General features: G+C 65.5%; 19 protein-coding genes. 4 read left to right on the forward strand and 15 right to left on the reverse strand.

Features of this window, described 5'->3' with window-relative positions; translation table 11 throughout:
* Positions 1–4: 4 nt before the first annotated feature.
* The 6 genes from F2Q65_RS16380 to F2Q65_RS20240 form a co-directional block, all read right to left on the reverse strand.
* Positions 5–544, reverse strand: coding sequence for a PEP-CTERM sorting domain-containing protein (locus F2Q65_RS16380; RefSeq protein ID WP_170265784.1), 540 nt, complete (start codon positions 542–544; stop codon positions 5–7).
* Between the two features lie 120 nt (positions 545–664).
* Entirely contained in the window at positions 665–1,807 is a 1,143-nt protein-coding gene (locus F2Q65_RS16385; protein WP_150094488.1) for a glycosyltransferase family 4 protein, read from the reverse strand.
* Positions 1,804–2,961: a glycosyltransferase family 4 protein gene (locus tag F2Q65_RS16390; protein ID WP_150094489.1), complete on the reverse strand. Its 1,158-nt coding sequence runs from the start codon at positions 2,959–2,961 to the stop codon at positions 1,804–1,806. The genes F2Q65_RS16385 and F2Q65_RS16390 overlap by 4 nt, the downstream gene beginning before the upstream one ends.
* A 21-nt stretch (positions 2,962–2,982) precedes the next feature.
* The gene (locus tag F2Q65_RS16395) at positions 2,983–4,044 is read right to left on the reverse strand and encodes a metallophosphoesterase (protein WP_150094490.1); all 1,062 of its coding nucleotides are present in this window, start codon (positions 4,042–4,044) and stop codon (positions 2,983–2,985) included.
* 6 nt (positions 4,045–4,050) lie between these two features.
* Positions 4,051–5,301 (reverse strand): glycosyltransferase family 4 protein, encoded by a 1,251-nt coding sequence (locus F2Q65_RS16400; RefSeq protein WP_150094491.1) that lies wholly within the window; start codon positions 5,299–5,301, stop codon positions 4,051–4,053.
* The gene (locus F2Q65_RS20240; protein WP_281291052.1) at positions 5,298–5,993 is read right to left on the reverse strand and encodes an acyltransferase; all 696 of its coding nucleotides are present in this window, start codon (positions 5,991–5,993) and stop codon (positions 5,298–5,300) included. Before F2Q65_RS20240 ends, F2Q65_RS16400 begins: the two co-directional genes overlap by 4 nt.
* On the opposite strand from F2Q65_RS20240, the gene F2Q65_RS16410 reads away from it, so the two are divergent.
* On the forward strand, positions 5,914–9,267 hold the full coding sequence (locus F2Q65_RS16410) for a hybrid sensor histidine kinase/response regulator (protein WP_211354068.1): 3,354 nt from the start codon (positions 5,914–5,916) through the stop codon (positions 9,265–9,267). The two genes, F2Q65_RS20240 and F2Q65_RS16410, sit on opposite strands and share 80 nt — an antisense overlap.
* Here F2Q65_RS16410 and F2Q65_RS16415 read toward each other — a convergent pair.
* Together F2Q65_RS16415 and F2Q65_RS16420 are read right to left on the reverse strand one after the other, a co-directional pair.
* On the reverse strand, positions 9,258–10,043 hold the full coding sequence (locus F2Q65_RS16415; RefSeq protein ID WP_150094493.1) for a sulfite exporter TauE/SafE family protein: 786 nt from the start codon (positions 10,041–10,043) through the stop codon (positions 9,258–9,260). The two genes, F2Q65_RS16410 and F2Q65_RS16415, sit on opposite strands and share 10 nt — an antisense overlap.
* 71 nt (positions 10,044–10,114) lie before the next feature.
* Entirely contained in the window at positions 10,115–10,549 is a 435-nt protein-coding gene (locus tag F2Q65_RS16420) for a YchJ family protein (protein ID WP_150094494.1), read from the reverse strand.
* Between the two features lie 231 nt (positions 10,550–10,780).
* On the opposite strand from F2Q65_RS16420, the gene F2Q65_RS16425 reads away from it, so the two are divergent.
* Both F2Q65_RS16425 and F2Q65_RS16430 read left to right on the forward strand, forming a co-directional pair.
* The gene (locus tag F2Q65_RS16425; protein WP_150094495.1) at positions 10,781–11,758 is read left to right on the forward strand and encodes a quinone oxidoreductase family protein; all 978 of its coding nucleotides are present in this window, start codon (positions 10,781–10,783) and stop codon (positions 11,756–11,758) included.
* 71 nt (positions 11,759–11,829) lie between these two features.
* Positions 11,830–12,630, forward strand: a complete 801-nt coding sequence (locus F2Q65_RS16430; RefSeq protein WP_150094496.1) for an aldolase/citrate lyase family protein — start codon at positions 11,830–11,832, stop codon at positions 12,628–12,630.
* 52 nt (positions 12,631–12,682) lie between these two features.
* On the opposite strand, the gene F2Q65_RS16435 is transcribed toward F2Q65_RS16430, so the two are convergent.
* The 7 genes from F2Q65_RS16435 to F2Q65_RS16465 form a co-directional block, all read right to left on the reverse strand.
* Entirely contained in the window at positions 12,683–13,288 is a 606-nt protein-coding gene (locus F2Q65_RS16435) for an antibiotic biosynthesis monooxygenase (protein ID WP_150094497.1), read from the reverse strand.
* A 36-nt stretch (positions 13,289–13,324) separates the two neighbouring features.
* Positions 13,325–13,531, reverse strand: coding sequence for a tautomerase family protein (locus F2Q65_RS16440; RefSeq protein WP_150094498.1), 207 nt, complete (start codon positions 13,529–13,531; stop codon positions 13,325–13,327).
* Positions 13,532–13,613: 82 nt separating this feature from the next.
* The gene (dmpH, locus tag F2Q65_RS16445; protein WP_150094499.1) at positions 13,614–14,405 is read right to left on the reverse strand and encodes a 2-oxo-3-hexenedioate decarboxylase; all 792 of its coding nucleotides are present in this window, start codon (positions 14,403–14,405) and stop codon (positions 13,614–13,616) included.
* Entirely contained in the window at positions 14,402–15,439 is a 1,038-nt protein-coding gene (dmpG, locus tag F2Q65_RS16450) for a 4-hydroxy-2-oxovalerate aldolase (RefSeq protein ID WP_150094500.1), read from the reverse strand. Before dmpG ends, dmpH begins: the two co-directional genes overlap by 4 nt.
* Positions 15,440–15,463: 24 nt before the next feature.
* Positions 15,464–16,375: an acetaldehyde dehydrogenase (acetylating) gene (locus F2Q65_RS16455; RefSeq protein WP_150094501.1), complete on the reverse strand. Its 912-nt coding sequence runs from the start codon at positions 16,373–16,375 to the stop codon at positions 15,464–15,466.
* A gap of 52 nt (positions 16,376–16,427) precedes the next feature.
* Entirely contained in the window at positions 16,428–17,216 is a 789-nt protein-coding gene (dmpE, locus tag F2Q65_RS16460) for a 2-oxopent-4-enoate hydratase (protein WP_150094502.1), read from the reverse strand.
* A 15-nt stretch (positions 17,217–17,231) separates the two neighbouring features.
* On the reverse strand, positions 17,232–18,692 hold the full coding sequence (locus F2Q65_RS16465; protein WP_150094503.1) for a 2-hydroxymuconic semialdehyde dehydrogenase: 1,461 nt from the start codon (positions 18,690–18,692) through the stop codon (positions 17,232–17,234).
* A gap of 211 nt (positions 18,693–18,903) precedes the next feature.
* On the opposite strand from F2Q65_RS16465, the gene F2Q65_RS16470 reads away from it, so the two are divergent.
* The gene (locus F2Q65_RS16470) at positions 18,904–19,590 is read left to right on the forward strand and encodes a GntR family transcriptional regulator (RefSeq protein WP_150094504.1); all 687 of its coding nucleotides are present in this window, start codon (positions 18,904–18,906) and stop codon (positions 19,588–19,590) included.
* Positions 19,591–19,611 lie beyond the last annotated feature (21 nt).

Genomic DNA, 19,611 nt, shown 5'->3' on the forward strand with positions numbered 1-19,611 from the left:
GCCATCACTCGTCCGTCCTCGCATGCGGGCGTTCCGAATGTCGCCGACGCCGCGTGAGCAGCGTGATGGCCGCCAGGCCAGACAGCAGCAGGACGGGAATCGGCGGCTCCGGCACGGCGGAGACCACCTTCGTGCCGGCCACCGCCGAGAAGGTGATCGAGCCCGAGTAGTCCACCGTGTTGCCGCTGCCCATGCCCGTGCCCTTGACCTGAAAGGTGTAGTCGCCTCCGGAAACGTAGTAGACGCCATCCACGGGCTCGACCAGCTGTCCGCTGGAATCATAGATGCCGTACTCGTAATCCGGGTTGCCGCAACCGCTGTCGCAGGTATCTGTATTGAAGGTGATGGCGTAGGATGCACCCGCATCACCCTCCAGAGAAAACTGATACTGATCGGTAAAATTGCTGTCGATGTCGTTTTGCGCGAACTGGAAGGTGACGTCATCTTCGATCGGTGTCGCGATGGTTCCCCAGTCGGTCGTGCTCACTGCCGCCGCAGCGGTTCCGCCAAAAAGCAGCAGCGACAGGAACAGCAGACCCAGCAAGGGCCTGGCAGAAAAAAAACGATTTGGCATTCAACCCTCTGACGATCCCGATTCGATACTTCCTGAAGTCTAGCACACGGCAAGGACGGCGCATCCGACCTGCAGACTCCCGGTACCGCGTTACACAGCCGCGGCCCGTTCCAGTTCCTCCAGCGTTGCTGCAGCCGCCTTGTCCCAGGTGAAGCCGGCGGCGCGTTCCAGCCCGGCGGCGATCAGCCGTTGCCGTAACGCTTGGTCCTGCAGCAGTTGCGCCAGGCTCCGGGTCATCGCCGGAACGTCCAGCGGATCGAACAGCAGCCCGGCATCGCCGACCACCTCGGGAATGCTCGATGTGTTGGCCGCGCACACCGGCGTGCCGCTGGCCATGGCCTCGAGCACCGGGATGCCGAAGCCCTCGAACAACGACGGGAACGCCAGGGCGTCTGCCGCCGCATAGAGGGCCGGGATAGCCGCGTTCGGCACGAAGCCTGGAAAGACCACCTGGTCTTGCAGGCCGAGATCGCGCACCCGCGCCTCGATGACCTCGGCCCCGTTCCAGCGCCCACCCACCAGCACCAGCTTGTGCGGCAGATCGGTCTCGCGCTTGAGCGCGGCAAAGGCCTCCAGCAGACGCACATGGTTCTTGCCCGGATGCTCCAGACGGGCGAGGTAGAGCACATAGGGGTCGGGGATGCCCAGTTCGGACGGGATCGCTGCGCGGGCCTCGTCCCTGGGCCGCGGGGCAAAACGCTGCAGATCGGCGCCGTTATGAATGACGCGGATGCGCGCCGCTGGCACCCGGGCAAAGGACTCCAGGTCGCGACGGGTGGACTCGCTGACCGAGATGACGCGGGTCAGGCGCCGCATCATGCGCGGCAATACCCGCATGATGTAGATCATGCGCGCGGCGTCGTACTTCTGCGGTACGTGCAATTGCGAGAAGTCGTGCACGGTGCCGACGCTCGGCACACCATAGGACCAGGCGAGCCGCCGGTTGGCCGCGGGCATGAACACCAGGTCGCAGCCGTGGCGCCTGAGCAGCCGCGGCAAAGCGACCAGATGCCAGCCGATGCTGGCCACGGGATGGCCGGTCCAGTCCGGCAGCGCGACCACCTGCAACCGCGGATGCCAGGACTGCACCCAGTCGGCGTCTGCACGATTGATGAAGACGACGAAGTCATGCCGTGGCGCCAAGTCCGGCAGGCGGCCGACCACGTTGGCCGCATACTGACTGATGCCGGACTTGCCGCTGTCGGTGGCGAAGGCCGAGATGCCGATCTTCATTTGGCTGCCTCCAGCATGGCCATGATCTGATCGAGATACTGTTCATGGCGAAATCGGGTTTGCACCCGCTCCAGTCCGGCCTGGCCCAGGTGCCGGGCGTAGTCGTGATCCTGCAGCAGCCGGGTGATGGCCGCCCCAAGGGCCTCGGTATCGGCCTCCGGCGCCAGCAGACCGGTCTTGCCGTCGTCGAGCCAGTCCGGAATGCCGCCGACGCCAAAGGCCACCACGGGTCGGCCGCGCGCCATGGCCTCCACCCCGACCATGCCAAAGGGCTCCGGCCAGCGCGAGGGCACGACACAGAGGGAGGCCTGGGCATAATGCGGCTCCAGCGCCTGATGCGGTACCCAGCCGGCAAAGGTCACCCGCGCCGCCAGTCCCAGCTTGCCGGCCAGTGCGCGGCAGGTATCGAGATGATTGCCGGTACCGACAATGGTGGCGTGCCAGTCGCCGGGCACGTGAGCCAGCGCCTGCAGCAGCAGATCGACCCCCTTGCCGCGGATGACCTGGCCGACAAAAAGGATCTCGGGCTGCGTCGACGACGGCGACGGCGGGATGGGCCGGGCATCGGCCAGGGCCGCGGGGATGGGCGGGACGATGACCACCCGCTCCGGGTCCAGTCCGTTCATGAGCAGCTCGTCGCGCATCCAGCGGCTGCCCACCATGAGCCGGCGCACCGCACGATGGGCGCGGATCGCCGCCTTGACTCCGCCGAGGCCCTTGAACCTGACCGGCACGCGTGATCCGGGGGCGGCCCGCTGCACGAAGCAGCCATTGAGATAACAGGCCATCCCGGCCGGGTGGTGGCAGATGCGGCCGGTGAGCGGCAGATACTTGTGCCGGCGCAGGCAGACCAGGTCGTGGTCATGGACCATGCGCACGGTCGGATAGGCCGCGGCCAGCGCGGCCACCCCCGCCGGCTCTTCAAGCTTGTGCAGGAACAGGACATCCGGCGCAAGGTCGGCGATCAGGCGGTCATCACGGCCGGACCATGCAAAGGGAGTCAGATAATCGTGCTGCGGGGCCGGATCGGCGTGCAGCAGTCCCTGCGGCCAACCGCGGGCCGCCAGCCCGCACGCCGTGTCATACAGGATCTGCTCGACGCCGCCGTAGAACCCGGCACGCTCATGGACATGCAGGATGCGCAATCCGCTCATCGCTTGATATTCATCGACTGCTTAAGAAGACGCTGATTGCTTGGCCTGCCTGATCTGCTCCTGGCCAAGGATTGGCGCGCGATTCGAAGACGCGGTGTGCAAGTTGTCCGACGCCTCGAACCGGTGCAGCGTGATCTCCGGCGGACAGAAATAGCGCAGCGGCACGCCGCAGGAACCGGTGCCGACCGAGGTGTAGCCAACGAGATCGCGATACTGCCAGGCACCGGCCAGGATCTCGCGCGGGACATCACAGACCTTGATCAGCGCATGGCCGCCGGGCAGACAGATCTGACCGCCGTGGGTGTGGCCGCTCAGCATCAGCTCGAAGCCATAATCACTGGCATCGCGGTAGATCTCCGGCGAATGGCTCAGCAGGACGGCGAAGGCCTCTTCCGGGATGGCATCGCGCACGCCGGCCAGGTCATGGGTGCGGTAGAAGTGCGGATCATCGATGCCGGCCAGGTAGAACCGCGCGCCCTGGTGCTCGATGGCCACCGACTCGTTGAGCAGAAAGCGCAGACCCGCGCGCTCCAGCGGCGGCACGATCTCGATGAAGTCGTGATTGCCCAGGATACCGTAGACGGGACGGTCGAACAGCTCCAGCAGCGCGAGGGTATGGGACACGGACGGCCCGTGATCGGCGTCGGTGGTGTTGCGAAAGTCACCGGTCAGGACCACCAGGTCGTAGTCCAGGCCCCGGATGCGCTCGCGGATGGCGTCGAGCAGCGTCGGATCCAGATCCAGGTGCAGATCGCTGAGCTGGAGCAGCCTGAAGCCATCGAGCGCGGCCGGCATCCGCGGATGCCGCACCGGATTCTCCACCAGACGTATGTCGCGGAAGTTGCGGTGCCCCCAGCCGTGGATCCCGAGCAGCCGGGCACCGCGGTCCACCAGCACATCGATGTCCACCAGGCGCCCGAGGCCGAACAGCAGATCCTCCTGATGCGCCTCGCCGGCGACATGCCACACCTGGGCGCGTAGCCGACGCCGAAGCCGCGCCGTGCCCAGGCGCTGACGCAGGGACGCATAATCGGCCGCGGTCATGGCCTGTTCCGGCACGCTGCCAGTCTTGCGGTCAGACACCTTGCGTCAGGCTCCCGTGCCGCGTGCTCGGCCACGCGGCAACTCACGGTAGATCTCCAGCAGGCGCGCGGCAATGGCAGACCAGGCATAGTCGCGTCGGGCCTTGATCCGGCCAGCCTCGGCGATGCGTGCCGCCAGCGGCTGGTCCTGCAGCACCTGCAGCAGACGTGCGGCCAGGTCGGCCGAATCGCCGGGCTCGGCCAGCAGGATGTCGTCGCCATCTTGCGTGAACGACGGGATGCCGCCGACCCTGGAGGCCACCACCGGCCGGCCGGCGGCCCAGGCCTCCAGGATCACGATGCCGAAGGGTTCGTGCAGCGACGGCAGGCAGAACACCTCGGCGGCATGATAGGCCCCCGCGAGCAGTGGATCGTCCGGGCGCAGGCCCGGGACCAGCGTGACCCGGTCGCCCAGCCCCAGTTCCTCGATCCGGGCCATGAGCCGATCGCGGTAGCCGGCCACGGTCACCGGCCCGATCAGCACCAGATGCGCCTGCGGGATCGGCCCGGTCACCCGGGCCAGGGCCTCCACCAGGCCGATCTGGTTCTTCTGGTAGTCGATGCGGCTGACGCAAAGCAGGATGCGCCGCTCCGGCGCAATGCCGTGGGCGGCGCGGAAGGCCGCGGCATCGCCCTGGGCGAAGGCGTCGCAATCGACGCCGTTCGGGATCAGCTCGACCCGCTTGTCGGGCAGCCTGGCCTTGGCCGCGGCATACTCGTCGCCACCGACGCAGATCACCGCGTCGGCATCCTCCAGCACCCGTCGCGCGCCGAGCAGGGCGCCGAAGGCCCGGCCCCACTCGAAGGTGTTGCGGATCGGCGCCAGCATCTGCTCCATCTCGCCCTTGGGCACGGCGAAGAAACCGCCGTGCAGGGTCACCACATAGGGGATGCCGCGCAACCGGGCCGCGGTGCGCACCAGGCCGCCGACGCGCTTGCCGGTATGGGCATGCAGGATGTCCACGCCGGGCTCGCGCAGCAGGCCGAGCAGCAGTGATAAGGACAACAGATTGCCGCCCTTGCGATCCATGTCGCGGCGATCCGCCGCACTGAGTCCGAAGAAGGGATAGCTGTACGGAAAACGCCGCACCGGTACGCCGGCGATGCTCTCGCGGCGCTGGTCGGACAGGGCCAGGCTGGTGAAGATGGCCGCCTCGTGGCCGGCCTGTTGCAGCGCCCGGCTGGTCTGCAGGATGGTGGTCTCGGTGCCGCCCCACTCCGAGAGCACGAAGCGTCTGGGCACCTGGATGATCTTCATTCGGCCTCTCCAACCGGCTGATCCGGGGGCTGATCCGGGGGCTGATTCGGGGGCTGATTCGGGGGCTGATCCGGGGGCGGCGCCCCCTCGCGCCGTCCCACCACCCGCGCCGGCACGCCGACGGCGATGGACCAGGGCGGGATGGAGCGCGTGACCACGGCACCGGCGCCGATGATGCAGCCGCGGCCGATGGTCACGCCCTGCAGCACGACCACGTTCAGCCCCAGCCAGCAATCGTCCTCGATCACCACCGGATCGGTCAGCACCGGCTGGTCGTTGATCGGGACGTCACAGCGCTCTGCCGCGTGGGACACGGTGTTGATGCTGCTGTGCCCGGCGATGAGGACGTTGCGGCCGATGGTGACGCCGCCGTTGCCGTAGACCAGGCAGAAGGGGCCGAGCCAGGAGCGCTCTCCGAGGCGGACGAAACCACGATTGGCGTTGATGACGACGGCATCGTTGATCGCCACCCGATCACCAAGCGCGATGCCCGGGTCGGCCTGGGTGTTGGCGCGCAGGGTGGCGTTGCGACCGATGCCGACGCCGTCGCCGAGGCGGATGCGTCCGGGATACTGCAGGCTGATGCCGGCCTCGAGATGGCAGCCAACGCCCATGGCCCCCAGCCGCGCCCGATGCCAGCCAAGGCGCAGGCGATCCAGGAACTTGCGAAGCAGCTGCAGCGGTACCGGCATGGCCATGTCTCGCAGTTGGAACCCGGCCGTCGAGCTTTCGGGCGGACTTTTACGGTGTCTTCAGGCTAAGATAGCACAGTCCGGTACCGGCCTGGCACCGGCCCGGCACCGGCCGCAAAGTGCGCCTGCCCAAGCCGCCGCGACAGGGGCCTGTACCGTGCGCTCGAGAACAACCGACGACAAGCACATGAAACAAGTCCGAACGCACAACGCACTCCGCATCTGGCTGATTCTGGCCGTCCTGACGATCTCCGCCGGCATCGGCTTCGCGGCCTATTCCTCCACCAGGATCATCCTGACCCAACTCGAAGTCGAAAGCAAAGAGTTGGCTCGGCACGCAGAGGATATGTTGCGCCAGATGCTGGTCGACGTCGGCCGCGACCTGCGCTACCTGGCGCACAGTCGGCCGCTGCTCGATTGCATGGAGGACATGACCTCGCGTCAGCTGGACTGTCTGGAAAGCGACTGGGTCGCCTTTGCCTCAGCCAAGCCTCAGTTCGACCAGATCCGCTGGATCGACGAGACCGGCATGGAGCGCGTGCGCATCAACCAGGCCAGCCCGATTCCGCAGGTTGTGCCGGAAGCGGAACTGCAGATAAAGGCCGATCGCTACTACTTTACCGAGGCCATGGCGCTGCCGCCCGGCGAAATCTACGTCTCGCCGCTGGATCTCAACATCGAGCACGGGCGTATCGAAGATCCGCGCAAGCCCATGCTGCGTCTGGCTCTGCGCGCGTTTGACCGTGGCGGAAACAGCCGCGGCATTGTCATCGTCAATTACCTGGCCCTGAATCTGCTGGAGATGCTGCCGAAATCAGTCGTGACCGAACTCTGGCTGCTCAACCGCGACGGCTACTGGCTGCGCGGACCCGCTGCCGAGGACGAATGGGGGTTCATGTTCTCGCGACCAGAACTGACGCTTGCACGACGATACCCGGATGCGTGGAAAGCCATCGACGGTGAAACGCACGGCCAGTTCCGAACCGGTGACGGGCTCTGGAGTTTCCAGACGATCGCCCCCGCGCAGGTCCTTGCCGCGGCGCCGGGCGCAGCGTTATACCGTCCGGACGGCGCTAGCAGCCCTGTGGCTGAAGAAATCGGCTTCGGGGATAGCGAAAACGAGCGCTGGCATATTCTGAGCTTCGTGCCGCGACAGGCCTACTTGCAGCAGGTCTTCCGGGTCTGGCTCGGCTACTCCGGCATCCTGCTCGCCCTGTTGTTCATCACGCTCAGCAGCGGCGTGAGCCTGGCCCGCAGCCAGCGTCGGGAATTGCGAACGGCCGAGGCCGCCAGCGAGGCGAAAAGCGCCTTCGTCGCCAACACCAGCCACGAGGTGCGCACGCCCATGAACGCCGTGCTCGGTTATCTGGATCTGCTGCTTGACACGCCCCTGGACACCGAGCAACGCGACATGGTGCAGAGAATCAGAAGCGCCGGTCAGTCGTTGCTGCGGATCCTCAATGAGATCCTCGACTTCTCCAAGCTTGAAGCCGGCAAGGTCGCATTGGAGTCCGCACCGTTTCGGCTGGATCAGGTGCTCGAGCAGAGCGCCGAACTGTTTGCTGTTGCCGCGCATGAAAAGGGCATCGAGCTGGCCGTCGACGCACCTTTGGACATCAGCGGTCACTACCGCGGCGACGCCCTGCGTCTCGGGCAGATCCTCAACAACCTGATCGGCAATGCAATCAAGTTCACAGAGCAGGGAAGCGTCGTGGTTGCCGTGCGCGCACTGGAAGAGACCGAAGACGGTCTGCAACGCCGGTTACGCTTCGAGGTGCGCGACAGCGGGATCGGCATGACCGCGGCGCAAAGCCAGCGCCTGTTCCAGCCGTTCACGCAGGCGGATGTCAGCACCACGCGCCAATTCGGCGGCACCGGGCTGGGGCTCACCATCTGCAAACGGCTGGTCGAACTGATGGGCGGTGAGATCGGCGTCGACACGCAGCAGGGCAAGGGCAGTACCTTCTGGTTCTGGGTGCCGATGGTGGTGGCCGAGAACCAGATCGAGCCAGCGAAAACAGCCGTCTTGCAGGCCGAGCGCGTGCTCGTGGTGGACGACCACGAGAGCGCCCGCGAGATTCTCAGCCGTTACCTGACCCATTGGGACTTCAGCGTCGATTGCGTGGGCAGCGCCGACAAGGCCCTGCTTCAGTTGCTCACGGCCGCCTCCACTGCGGCACCCTACTCGCTGCTGGTGCTGGACTGGCGCATGCCTGAGCACGACGGGCTTTGGCTGCTGCAACAACTGCACCAGGCCGAAACCTCGGGCCGGATCAAGCGCACACCAGCCGTCATCATGGTCACCGCCTACGAACGCCATTCACTGCTGCAAGCCGCCTCGAAGGCTCAGGTGCGACCGGACGCGGTACTCGGCAAACCGCTGAGCCAGCGGCAGATATTCAAGGCCATCGCCGACCTGCAGCAGCATGGCTTCGTGAGCCTGCCTGAAGCGGAGCAACGCGCGCTCCAGCAGCACGGGACCACGGACGCCATCCGTGGCGCCGAACTGCTGGTGGTGGAAGACAATCTGACCAATCAGGCGCTGGCCAAGGCGATGCTCGAGAAGCTTGAGCTGCATGTGTCGATCGCCAACAACGGGCGCGAGGCACTGGAGATGCTCGCGGCTCGACGCTTCGACCTGGTGCTGATGGATCTGCAGATGCCGGTCATGGATGGCCTTGAGGCGACTGCCGCCATCCGCGCTGCGGACTGGGGCAAGGACATCCCCATTATCGCCATGACCGCCGCCGCCTACCCCGAGGATCGCCAGCGCGTGCTCGATGCCGGCATGAACGACTACCTGCGCAAGCCGGTCGATCGGCAGCAACTCATCAGCACGCTGCTGCGCTGGCTACCCGTCCGCAGCACTGCACCTGCAGCCGAGCCTTCCTCACAGCTGCAACTCGCCGGGTTCGACCTCGACGCGACCCGCGCCCGCCTTGGCGATGATCCAGATCTGCTGCACATGATTCTGCGCAGCTTCCAGCAGGATATCGCCGACTGGCCGGCCGCGTTCAACGCCGCCTGCGAGGGGGACGAACCCAAGGTCGCGCTACGCCTGGTGCATACCCTCAAGGGGGCGGCGGCCAACGTGGGTGCAACCGATGTGAATCGTGCAGCCATCGCGCTGGAGGCAGCACTGGCCGAACCTGCAACGCCTGAGCGTATCGAGGCACTGCGCACGGCCTGTCTCACGACGGTTGCCGCCGCTACAACGGTACTGCAGGCCGCACTGGCGCGCGAGACATCAGTCGAGAAGGCGGATTACACATAGGTCTCGACAAAGAAGTAGGCGGTGATGCCGATGCCGACCACGATCACGAAACCCTTCACCCAGCCCGACGGGATCTGTCGGGAAAAATGCGCGGCCACATAGCCGCCGGCAAGGGTACCGATCAGCACCAGGCCGCCTTCTACCCAGGCAATGCTCCCCCGCAGTCCGAACAGGGCCAGGGCGGCCACCGACACCGCGGTGGAGAGCAGCAGCTTGAGCCCGTTCATCGCATGGATGTCGCTCTCTCCGGCCAGGATCAGGTAGCTCAGGGCAAGGATGCCGAGACCGGCGTTGAAGAAGCCGCCATAGATGCAGACGGCCAACAACAGCAGCGGCAGCAGCGCGGGCCGCAGCCAACGCCACGGCCGGCCTTGGGCGCCTGGCCTGCGCGACTGTCGGCGGCGCAGGCGCGCATTGAGCGGCCCGCCGACGGCAAACAGGCCCGTGGCGAGCAGCAGCAGCCAGGGGATGCTCTGGCGAAACACGGCCTCCCCGACCTGCAGCAGCAGACCGGCGCCGAGCAGCCCGCCGAGCAGGCTGATCAGGATCAGCTCCGGCAGGCGGTGGCGATACGCCGCCAGCTCCCGACGAAAGGCATAAGCGCCGCTCAGATAGCCGGCACAGGCAGCGAAGGTGTTGGTGGCATTGGCCGCGATCGACGGCACACCCACGGCCAGCAAGGCCGGAAAGGTGAAAAAGCTGCCGCCCCCGGCAATGGCATTCAGGGCACCGCCGAAAAAGCCCGCCGTCAGCAGCAACAGGGTATCAGCGGCCATGGGCGTCGATCCGTTTCGTGGTGCCGACCAGCGCCGGACAACGGCGTCGATCGCCGCACATATCACCCGCCTCAGTCATCGGCGACTGCGGTGAGATACAGCCAGCGACCGTCCTGACGAACAAACCGACTGGTCTCCTGCAGCCGATGCGCGCGACCGCCAACCTTGTAGCGCGCGACGAAGGCCACGATCCCCTCCCCGTCTTGCGGGCCGCCGGCCTCCACCCGAGCGATCTTCAGGCCCAGCCAGCGCACCGATTCCTGATCCAGATCCAGCGCCAGATCCGGCGCGGCCGGTCGGGTCGCCGGATGCCAGGTCGCCAGCAGATAATCCGTCCGGCCCAGCACGTAAGCGACATAGCGCGAGCGCATCAGCGCCTCGGCCCACTCCGGGCTCGCGCCTGCGTCCAGATAACGCCCGCAGCAGTCGGCGTAGGCGCCCGGCCCCCCGCATGGACAGGGCAACGCCCCTCCCTTCGCAGAGCGCGGAGTCGCAGGTATGGACATTCGCTTCAATCTCCTTCCAGTACGGTCACCTGGCGCATGCCAAGGGGCGCATGCCAAGGGGCGCATGCCAAGGGGCGCATGCCAAGGCACCGGAGCACGACCCGGCCGCTGCCGCGGGATTCCTGCAGCGCATCACCCCGCGCTGATTCGCACATGGGCCAAACGTGGATGCAATAATACCTGCTTCCAGTTCGCGGACCTTGGCGACGACAGGTCAGGAGGGCACCGACCATGAACCATGCCGTGCGTGTTTACCAACATGGCGAACCCGACGTTCTGATTTGGGAGCCGGTGGATACGACCGACCCCGGCCCCGGAGAGGCGCGCGTGCGCCACTCGGCCATCGGGCTGAACTTCATCGACATCTACTTTCGGCGTGGCCTGTATCCGCCCCCGGCGCTGCCGTTCATCCCCGGAATGGAGGCCGCAGGTATCGTCGAGGCCGTGGGCGACGGTGTCACCGACGTGGCCGTCGGCGATCGCGTCGCCTATGCCACGGCCCCTCTGGGGTCCTACGCGGAGGTGCGCAACTGCCCGGCAGAGACACTGGTGCCATTGCCGTCCGGTATCGACGCGTCTCTGGCAGCAGCCTGCCTGCTCAAGGGCATGACGGCAGAGTATCTGGTGCGGCGCACCTACCCGGTGCAGGCCGGCGAGACCATCCTGGTGCTGGCTGCCGCCGGCGGCGTCGGCCAGATCCTGTGTCAGTGGGCGGCCGCCATCGGCGCCAAGGTGATCGGCGTCGTCGGCAGCGACGCCAAGGTCGAGATCGCACGCGCCCACGGCTGCGCCCACACCATCGTGACCTCGCGCGAAGACATGGTCGCCCGGGTCCGGGAGATCACCGCCGGCGCCGGAGTGCCGGTGGTCTATGATTCCGTGGGCGCCGACAGTTTCGAGTCCTCGCTGGCCTGCCTGCAGCGGCGCGGCATGTTGGTGAGTTATGGTCAATCGTCCGGCAAGGTACCGCCACTGGATGTAGGAACACTCGCCCAGCATGGCTCGCTCTACCTCACCCGCCCGACACTCATGGACTACGTGCCAACACGCCCGGAACTGCTGGCCAGCGCCAACGCCCTGTTCGAACAGATCCTGCAGGGCCATATCAAGGTGGACATTGCCAACCGCTACCCGTTACGTGATGCGGTGCGCGCTCATGCGGACATCGAATCCCGGCTCACCACCGGCAGCACGCTGCTGTTGCCTTGACCACGAAGTGCATGCGGATCTGACGCAACCGGCTGCCGACATCCAATCAGCGAAGAACAGGAAACATCTTGATGCAAATTCCCGCCAATGGCTTCAAAAAGGCGATCAAGGCCGGAGAGACCCAACTTGGGCTGTGGCTGTCCAGCGCCAACCCCTACACCGCCGAGATTGCCGCCACCTGCGGCTACGACTGGCTGCTGATCGACGGCGAGCATGGGCCGAATGATGTGCCGACCATCCTGTCCCAGTTGCAGGCCATCGCGCCGTATCCAAGCCATGCAATCGTGCGTCCGGTGAACAAGGATCCCGCCCTGATCAAGCAGGTGCTGGATATCGGTGCACAGACCCTGCTGATCCCGATGGTCGACACCGCCGAGGAGGCACAAGCGCTGGTATCCGCCATGCGCTACGCCCCCCGCGGCACACGTGGGGTCGGCGCCTCCGTGGCGCGCGCAGCCCGATGGGGGCGCATCGACAACTATGTCCAGGTGGTCGAGCAGGAGCTTTGCCTGCTGGTACAGGTGGAGACGGTGGCTGCACTGCAGCATCTGGACGCGATCACGGCCGTCGAGGGGGTCGACGGCGTTTTCATCGGCCCGGCGGACCTCTCTGCGTCCATGGACCACATCGGCGACGCGGGGCATCCAGCGGTCAGGGGCGCCATTGAAGATGCCATTGGACGCATTCGCGCACAGGGCAAGGCAGCCGGCATTCTGGTCACGGATCCGGATGCCGCGCGGCATTACCTTGCCTGTGGCGCGAACTTCGTCGGTATTGCCGTGGATACCATGCTGCTGAGCAAGGCCATGGCCGACGCCCTTGCCGAACTGACCGGCGCTGCGTCACCGGCGATGCCGCGCGGCTCCTACTGAGGCCGCCATGGCGGGGCGCTGCGCCACCGGCGACGTCCCGCCCGACGCGTGACTAGGCTGCACGATACAGCCAGCCCTTGAGGAGTCGCGTGACGCGCGGCATGACCAGGTAGGTCATCAGCAGCACCTGAATGATGATCACGACGAGCAGACGTAGCCAGTCCGGCAGACCGCCGATCAGCGGCTCCAGCAACCTGTTCAATCCGTACACGAGCGTAAACACCACCACCACGAGCACCAGCGCCATCTTGTGCGGTGGCGGCTTGGCGGTGACCGGGACCGAAGGCAGATCAAACCAGAACTCCAGTCCGGTTACCCGCTTGCGCACGGCCTCACCCTCCACCAGGGGTGCAACCTCAGCCACCAGGGCGTCGCGTTCGGCGGAGAGTTCCCAGTCCCTGGCATGGGCATAGGTGTCGAAACGGTAGATCAGCACATATTCGCCGCCCGTTGCCGCACTCGGGCGCAACACATTGGCGCCCAGGTGGCCCGGAAAGTGCGACGCGGTCGCGGTCACCCGTTTGAGCCACGCCTCGTATGCCGACTCCTGGCCAGGAAGGACCTTGCGCGCAACGCTCACGGTCACCGGATCAGTCGGCACCGGATCATTCAACGCCGGATCGCCGGCGGTTTCGCCGCTTGCGAACGGGTCAGACATCAGACTGCGCCTCCATCGACTGTTTGCAAGCCGCTCTCAGCCGGCGGGATTGTTCGCATCGAGACGCGCCTTGGTCACGCCGCCGATGGCCCAGTGCTCGGCCGGCACCTCGGTGAGCACGACACGCACCTGTTCGGGCTTGACGCCCAGCGTCTCTGCGGCGACACGGGTGACGCCCTCGTAGAAGGCCTCTTTCTGCGCCAGGGTGCGCCCCTGGATCACTGTTGCCTGTATCAAAGGCATGATTGCTGCTCCCGTTTCAGGATAAAGAGTCAGAACGCCCCCATTACTGGGGGCATTCTGGTTTACGCCGTCGCACCCGGGTCTAGACGAAGCGCATGGAAACCGACCCCAGGTCCTGGAAGCGGACGTTGACACTGTCGCCGGCCTCCACCTGTACCGCCGCAGTGATGCCGCCGGTGAGGATCAGACTGCCGGCCGGAAGCTCCTCGCCCCGCTCGGCCATCATGTTCACCAGCAGGGCGGCACTCGCTACCGGATTGCCGAGCACCGCCGCACCGGCACCGACCTCGACCACCGCGCCGTTCTTCTCCATCACTACGCCCAGGGTGCGCATGTCGAGATCGGCCGGGGCAGCCATGCGCGAGCCGGTGACGAAACGCGACGATGAGCTGTTGTCGGCAACCACGCTGATGAGATCGAAGCGGAAGTTCTCATAGCGCGAGTCGATGATCTCCACCGCCGGGATGACGAAGTCGATGGCCGCAAGCACCTGGCCGACATGGCAGCCCGGCCCCTTCAGCGGAGCCTTGGTGACGAACGCCAGTTCCGCCTCCACCTTGGGATGGATGAGCTCCGAGACCTTGATCTCGCTCGACTCCGGTCGCTCGAAATAGTCCGCCAGAAAGCCGTAGACCGGGGTCTCGACGCCCATCTGCTTCATCTTCGCCCGCGAGGTCAGGCCCATCTTCATGCCGATGATGCGATCACCGCGCTCGACCTTGCGGCGGCGGATCTCCCACTGGATGTCGTAGGCGTCCTCGAAGTCCATGTCCGGATACTGATCCGTCACCTTCTTGACATCGTGCGCCTGCAATTCCGCCGACTCCAGGTGCTCGGCCAGGGCGAGAATGGTTGCCTTGTCCAACGTGCTCATGCTGCTGTCTCCTCGGTCTTGGCGCGCGACATCTCCAGCGCGACGTCTTCGATCATGTCTTCCTGGCCGCCGATCATGCCGCGCTTGCCGAGCTCGACAAGGATGTCTCTGGAGGACACGCCATAGCGTTGCTGGGCGCGCTTGGCAAACAACAGGAAGGACGAGTAAACGCCGGCATAGCCGAGCATCAGGGCGTCGCGGTCGATTCGGATCGGCTGGTCGAGCATCGGCACCACCAGGTCCTCGGCCACGTCCTGCAGCTTGAACAGGTCAACTCCGGTCTCGATCCCCATCCGCTCGCAAACGGCCACGAATACCTCAAGCGGTGTATTGCCTGCTCCGGCCCCCATGCCTGCAACCGAACCATCGATGCGTGTGGCACCCGCCTCGACGGCGGCGATGGAGTTGGTCACCCCCAGCGACAGATTATGATGGCCATGGAAACCCAGCTCGACGGCATCGTCCAGCGCCTCGCGGACGGCGGCAAAACGGACCTTGACGTCATCCGGCAGCATGTAGCCGGCGGAGTCGGTCACATAGATACAGTTGGCGCCGAAGTCCTGCATGATCCGGGCCTGTTCCACGAGCACGTCCGGGCCGACCATGTGCGACATCATCAGGAAACCCACGGTATCGAGCCCCAGGGCGCGGGCCTTCTTGATGTGCTGCTCGGAGACGTCGGCCTCGGTGCAGTGGGTGGCGACACGGATGCAGTCGACGCCGCAGTCCGCCGCCATCTCCAGGTCCGGCACGGTGCCGATGCCCGGCAGCAGCAGGGCCGAGATCTTGGCGTTTTTCACATAGGGCCGCACCGCCCGCAGATATTCCTCATCGCTGTGGGCGGGGAAGCCGTAGTTGACCGAGGCGCCGGCGAGCCCGTCGCCGTGGGTAACCTCGATCATGGGCACGCCGGCCGCATCCAGTGCAGAGGCAACGGCAATCATCTGCTCGAGGCTCAGCTGGTGGCGCTTGGCATGCATGCCGTCGCGCAGGCTCATGTCGTGGATGGTGATTTTCTTGCCTTGGAGTGTCATGGCTCGGTTCTCCATTGGGTACTGTCAGGCGGCCGCGGGTGCAAGCTGCAACTGGCCGTTGTCGATCTCTTCGGCAAACATCTCCGCAGTGCGCAGCGCAGCAGCGGTCATGATGTCGAGATTGCCAGCGTAGGTCGGCAGAAAGTCACCGAGCCCTTCCACCTGCATGAACAGCGACACGCGATGCCCGTCGAAAACCGGTCCGTTCTTCAGACGATAGCCGGGCACGTACTTCTGCACCTCCGCGATCATGTCCTGCACCGAGCGGGTGATGGCCTCCTGGTCCGGCTCACCCTCGGTGATGCAATGCACCGTGTCGCGCATCATCAACGGCGGCTCGGCCGGATTGAGGATGATGATGGCCTTGCCCTTCCTTGCTCCGCCGACCGCAGCGACGGCCTGGGCTGTGGTCTGGGTGAACTCGTCGATGTTCTTGCGCGTGCCGGGGCCGGCCGACTTCGATGCCACGGTCGCGACGATCTCGGCATACTCCACCGGCTGCACACGGCTCACCGCCGCCACCATCGGGATCGTGGCCTGCCCGCCACAGGTGACCATGTTGACGTTGAGTTCCCGCTTGCCCACGTGATCCTTCAGGTTCACCGGCGGCACGCAGTAGGGGCCGATGGCGGCGGGGGTCAGGTCGATCATGATCGAGCCCTGCGCCTGCACCTTGGCGTTGTTGTCCGCATGGACATAGGCCGAGGTGGCATCGAAGCAGATCTGGATGTTGTCCTCGCGCATGTGCGGTACCAGACCGTCGACGCCCTCGTGGGTGGTCTTCAGACCGAGGGACCGGGCGCGCGCCAGGCCCTCGGACTTGGGGTCTACCCCGACCATCCAGACGGGGTTGATCCATTCACTGCGCAGCGCCTTGTACAGCAGGTCCGTGCCGATGTTGCCGGGGCCGATGATGGCGGCATTGATCTTGTTCACAGGGTGCTCCTCCGGAAGCCTCTGGGTTGACTGTTTGGGTAACCGAGCGTTGCTAGGCGAAACGCACCGACGCCGAGCCGATGCCACCGATCTCGACGCTCATGTAATCGCCCGCCTGGACCGGCTCCAACGGCACCAGAGAACCGGACAGGATCACCTCGCCGGCCTTCAGCGCCACGCCAACCCGGCCAAGGGTGTTGGCCAGCCAGGCGACCGCGTTCACCGGCGAATCGAGACAGGCCGCACCAGCGCCGGTGCTGAGGATCTGGCCGTTCTTCTCCACCACCATGCCGCAGGTGGTCAGATCCACCCGCCGCGGATCGACGCCCTGGCTGCCGAGCACGAACAGGCCACAGGAGGCGTTGTCGGCGACGGTGTCCTGAATGCGGATCTTCCAGTCCCTGATGCGCGAGTCGACGATCTCGAAACAGGGCAGCACCAGCTCGGTTGCGGCGAGGACCTGGGCATTGGTGACGCCCGGTCCCATCAGGTCACGCTTGAGGACGAAGGCGATCTCACCCTCCGCGCGCGGCTGCATGAGTTGCTTGCTGATCGGCACCTCGTCGGCGTCGGCATAGAGCATCCGGTCGGTGAGATAGCCAAAGTCGGGCTGATGCACATCGAGCATGCGCTGCACCGCCGTCGAGGTGACGCCGATCTTCTTGCCGATGATGGTCTCGCCGTCCGCAACACGGCGTTCCAGCAGACGCAGCGAAATCTGGTAGGCGTCCTCGATGCTGATCTCCGGCTCGCGCTCGGTGAGCGGATCGATCATGGTGCGGTCACGCAGGGCGACGAACAGCGCGTCGCCGAGGTCCCGGATCTTGTCTTGATTGAGCATGCGATCTCCCGCTGATCAGAGCTTGATGCAAACGTTTTTGATCTCGGTGTAGAACTCCAGGGAGTGCACACCGCCCTCGCGGCCGATACCGGAATGCTTCATGCCACCAAAGGCCGTGCGCAGATCCCGCAGGAACCAGGAGTTCACCCAGATGATGCCGGCCTCCAGCTGGTCGGCGACGCGGTGCGCGCGGCCGAGGTTTTCGGTCCAGACGGCGGCTGCGAGGCCATACTTGGTGTCGTTGGCCATACGGATGGCCTCGTCCTCGCTGTCGAACGGCTGCACATGGCAGCAGGGCCCGAAAATCTCCTCTTTGACCACGCGGGCCTCTTCAGACAGGCCGGTCCAGATCGTTGGCTGTACCCAGCTGCCGCCGGCGAGCTCGCCCGGCATGTCGGGAGTGCCGCCCCCGGTGACCACCGTGGCGCCCTCCTCAACGGCGCGCTTGTAGTAGGACAGGACCTTGTCGAGATGCTCCCGGCTGATCAGCGGACCCATGCTGGTGCAGGCATCGTCCCAGGCGCCCAGTTGCATCTGCTCCGCACCGGCTTTCAGGCGACGCAGGAATTCATCGAAGATCGGTCGCTCGACATAGACCCGCTCCGTGCCGAGACAGACCTGGCCGCAGTTGGCAAAGGCCGAGCGCAAGGTGCCCTCGACGGCCTTGTCCATGTCGCAATCGGCGAACACCAGCGCCGGATTCTTGCCGCCGAGCTCGAAGGACACGTGGCGGATCTCGTCTGCAGAGGCCTTGACGATGGCTGCTCCGGTGCGCGTCTCGCCGGTGAAGGTGATCCCGTCCACATCCGGATGGGTGGTCAGGAATGCGCCGGCGGAATCCGGTCCGAAGCCGTGCACGACGTTATAGACACCCGGCGGAATACCGGCGTCGTTCATGACCTCACCCAGCAGCGTCGTGGTGCGGGGGGTCTCTTCAGAGGGCTTGACCACCACCGTATTGCCGCAGGCCAGTGCCGGGCCGACCTTCCAGGTCATCAGCAGCAGCGGCAGGTTCCAGGGGCTGACCACGGCGATGACGCCCTTCGGCTTGCGCACGCCATAGTTGAGCGCGCCCTGGCCATCAGGCGTATCGAGCATGAAGCTCTCCGTCGGCACGTTCTTCATCAGGTCCGCGAAGATCTTGAAGTTGGCCGCCCCGCGCGGGATGTCGACATGGGACGCCAGGCTTTTGGGCTTGCCGGTATCGAGACACTCCGCCTCGAGGAACTCGTCGAACCGGGCATTGATGCCGTCGGCGACCTTGTGCAACAGGGCCATGCGCTCGGCAACCGACAGGCGCCCCCAGGGCCCTTTCAGCGCGGCACGGGCCGCTTTCACAGCGCGATCGACCTCATCCATCCCCGCTTCGTGGACGATGCCGATCTGCTTGCCGGTGGCTGGATTGACGTTCGGGAAGGTCTTGCCTGATCCCGAACCGACAAATTCTCCGTTGATGAAGTGCTTGATTTCGTTCATGTATGACGACTCCGGTTGTTGAGTCTGGCCCCTCGATCCAAACCGCCGATCGGTTTCTAAGGCTGGAGGTCAGAGTGTAGTCGAGTGTTTGTCGACAGTAAATAGTTTTATCGAGATTTTTTTATTTCCTGTACAAAATATGCGTTCCATGGCTACCATACATTCATGCGCTGAACCAGCACCCTGCTGTTACCAAGGAGCAACATTCACCATGGCCGACGGCTCGATCTGGCCTGCGGACACCGCGGCACCCAAGACGCTTACGGACATTGCCTACGCACGGCTGCGGGCTGACATCATCGGAGGCAGGCATCCGGCCGACGCCAAGCTGCGCGTCGAGCATCTGCGCCGGGACTACGGCCTGGGAGCCACCCCCCTGCGCGAGGCGCTGAGTCGGCTCACCTCGGAAGGTTTCGTGGTCACGGTCGGGCAGCGTGGCTTTCGGGTTGCCCCGGTGTCGGTCGAGGATCTGGACGACATCACGGACATGCGCATCACGCTGGAACTCAAGGCGCTGCGCCAGAGCCTCGAGCGCGGTGACGATGCCTGGGAGTCGCGCGTGGTCGCCGCCTACTACCAGCTGTCGAAGGCCGAGACCGGCGAAGAATTCGATTTCGCCGCCTGGGAGGAGCGCAATCGCGCGTTTCACGAGACGCTTATCTCCGCCTGTGCGTCCCCCTGGCTGATGCGCTTCCACGCCATCCTCTACGATCAGCACAAACGCTATCGAAATATCTCGCTGCAAACCGCGGCGCCGGTTCCGCGTGATGTCCATCAAGAGCACCAGCGCATCTATCAGGCCGCCCTGGCGCGGGATGCCGACACCCTGTGCACAGAGACGCAATCGCACATTCGCCGCACCGCCGACATTACTCGGGCGGTTCTGCTGGTCCGGTAACCGCTGTCCACGGCGAACAAC

The organism is Thiohalocapsa marina, from assembly GCF_008632335.1.
GTDB lineage: Bacteria > Pseudomonadota > Gammaproteobacteria > Chromatiales > Chromatiaceae > Thiohalocapsa > Thiohalocapsa marina.